The following is a 2,343-nucleotide window of genomic DNA, read 5'->3' on the forward strand; positions in this document are numbered from 1 at the left end:
AAACACTTGTAGAGACGGCGATTTATCGCGTCTCGAAAACCCACAATTTTGTACACTTAGTCCTTAACTAAATCGTATTGCCCAATGCCCAATGCCCCATGCACAATGACAAATGACAAATGACTTACAAATCCAATTAAGTTGGGAAGAACCAGCGACAGGAGAACGGCGAGAACCACTGTTGAGTATGCCGATCGCTTTTGGTCGAGAATTCGCTCGCTTACCTGCTGAACTCAGGGGAGTGCGCGTTTCTCGGATGCTGCTTAACAGTAACGAAGTTTCTCGCTACCATGCCCTAATTGACTGGGAACAAGACCATCTCGTGGTAATTGACCAAGGTAGCGTTAACGGTGTATATGTTAACGGTCAACCACAAACGCGCAGTGTTCTGGCTAATGGCGATACGTTGCAAATTGGCCCTTATTTGATCACAGTGACATTTGCTGCTAACGTACCCGCACCAGATACCAGCCCTCCTTCAACGATTCATTTCAACGCAAATACCAATCTTCCAGACCCCAGCTTGCCTGTAGCCCAGCCGATAATGCCCTTGGCGAGTAATTTCCCGCCACTAGCGTTTCAGTCCGAAAATGTCGCTGTGCAAGCACTTCATGCTACCGGACTACCAGTAGATGAATCTGATTATCTAGCGATCGGGGCGGGATTGGGTAGCTTCGTTTGGGCTGATTTGCTGCGAATTAGTGGTGTGCGTGCTGACAAAATTGTGGCTTTGGGATTGGAGGGAGAACCTTATGCTCGTTACAAGCGCCTTTGTTTGAATTCACAAATTCCCTTATATGAAAGACTGCGTTCTAATTCTGACTCTTGTCCTGATAACATTTGGGGCTGGCCTAGTTATGCCTTGCGTGAGGCTTGGCACGATTGCAGCAAGGGACAGATAAACTCAGCATTTAAGTATTTGTGGCAAGTGTTTGCTGAACCAACATTTGCGGAAACTTATACTCCCCGTGCGGGTAACGTCTTTGATTCCATAGACCGGGAGGCGAAGCGCATTGGCTGGAATCAAATTTATCGCTATGGGCGAGTTAGGGGAATTCGCAAAACTGATGATGGCAGGTATTGCATAGCCTATTCTCGCGCCCCAGGAGATTATGCTTTTTTAGTTAGTCGTTATTTACATTTAGCTACTGGATATCCAGCAATTCAGTTTCTTCCAGATTTGCAAGCTTATAGAGAAAAATATCAAGATTTTAAAACTGTAGTCAATGCTTATGAAGCCCACGATCATGTTTATGAGCAACTAGAGAGACAAGGTGGTACGGTGTTGATTCGGGGGCGGGGAATTGTGGCTTCGCGGATTGTGCAACGCATTTATGAAGCCAGAAAACGAAATCAGAATATTGCAGTTTTGCATTTAATGCGATCGCCTAAACCTCAAGGCAACAAATTTCAAAATACCCAACGCCTAGTCAAAAATCATTACGAATTTCAACCCTTTAACTGGCCTAAAGCCTGTTGGGGCGGCGAACTCCGGGCAATGTTAGAAAAAGCTAGTCCTGATGAACGCAAGCGTTTACTAGCAGACTGGGGCGGAACAACCACCGCCGACCGCCAAGACTGGCAGCAAATTACCGCCCAAGGGATCAGCGAAGGCTGGTATCAAATTACCTTCGGTGAGGTTTTGGATGTAGAACGAGATGCCCAAAACCGAACTATTACCCATATCCGAGAGCAAAGCTTTGGGGAAATGAAATTGCTAGCTGATTTTATTGTTGATGCTACTGGACTGGATGCCAAGGTAGATGCCAATCCTCTAATAGCAGATTTAGTGAAACATTACAACCTCCCAGTCAATCACTTGGGGCGACTGACTGTAGCGAACAATTTTGAATTAGTAGAAATGCGTAGTGGAAAAGGTCAAATGTATGCTGCTGGGGCTATTACTTTAGGTGGCCCTTATGCCGCCGTTGATAGTTTTTTGGGTTTGCAGTACGCCGCATTAGTCGCTGTTGATGGACTCGCCGCCGTCCGTGCGCCTGGAGTTCAAAGGTTGAATGCTATAAGTTCCTCTGGGCAGTGGTTGAAGTGGGTGTTAAATCAGTCACCTTAGTATCAGGAGGCAGAAGGCATAAAAAATAAAGTATTTACCTGACTGTTTTGAGTCCCAAATCCCAAATTTGAGGTTCAAAGGCTCGACGTTCAGGCTCAGAGGCTCAACGTTCAGGTTCAGAGGCTCAACGTCGAGGCTCAAAGGCTCAACGTCGAGGCTCAAAGGCTCAACGTTCAGGCTCAAAGGCTCAACGTTCAGGTTCAAAGGCTCAACATCGAGGCTCAAAGGCTCAACGTTCAGGTTCAAAGGCTCAACATCGAGGCTCAAAGGCT

General features: G+C 46.5%; 2 protein-coding genes. One reads left to right on the top strand and one right to left on the bottom strand.

Annotated elements, in window-relative coordinates; all coding sequences use genetic code 11:
• The first annotated feature begins 112 nt into the window (after window positions 1–112).
• Complete coding sequence (locus VB740_RS24170; protein ID WP_323202417.1) at window positions 113–2,071, top strand: FHA domain-containing protein; 1,959 nt, start codon at window positions 113–115, stop codon at window positions 2,069–2,071.
• Here VB740_RS24170 and VB740_RS24175 read toward each other — a convergent pair.
• Window positions 2,063–2,343: hypothetical protein (locus VB740_RS24175; protein WP_323202418.1), on the bottom strand; the 281-nt coding region annotated here is incomplete at its 5' end. The genes VB740_RS24170 and VB740_RS24175 overlap by 9 nt on opposite strands.

The sequence above is a fragment of the Nostoc sp. UHCC 0251 genome, assembly GCF_034932245.1.
Lineage (GTDB): Bacteria > Cyanobacteriota > Cyanobacteriia > Cyanobacteriales > Nostocaceae > Nostoc.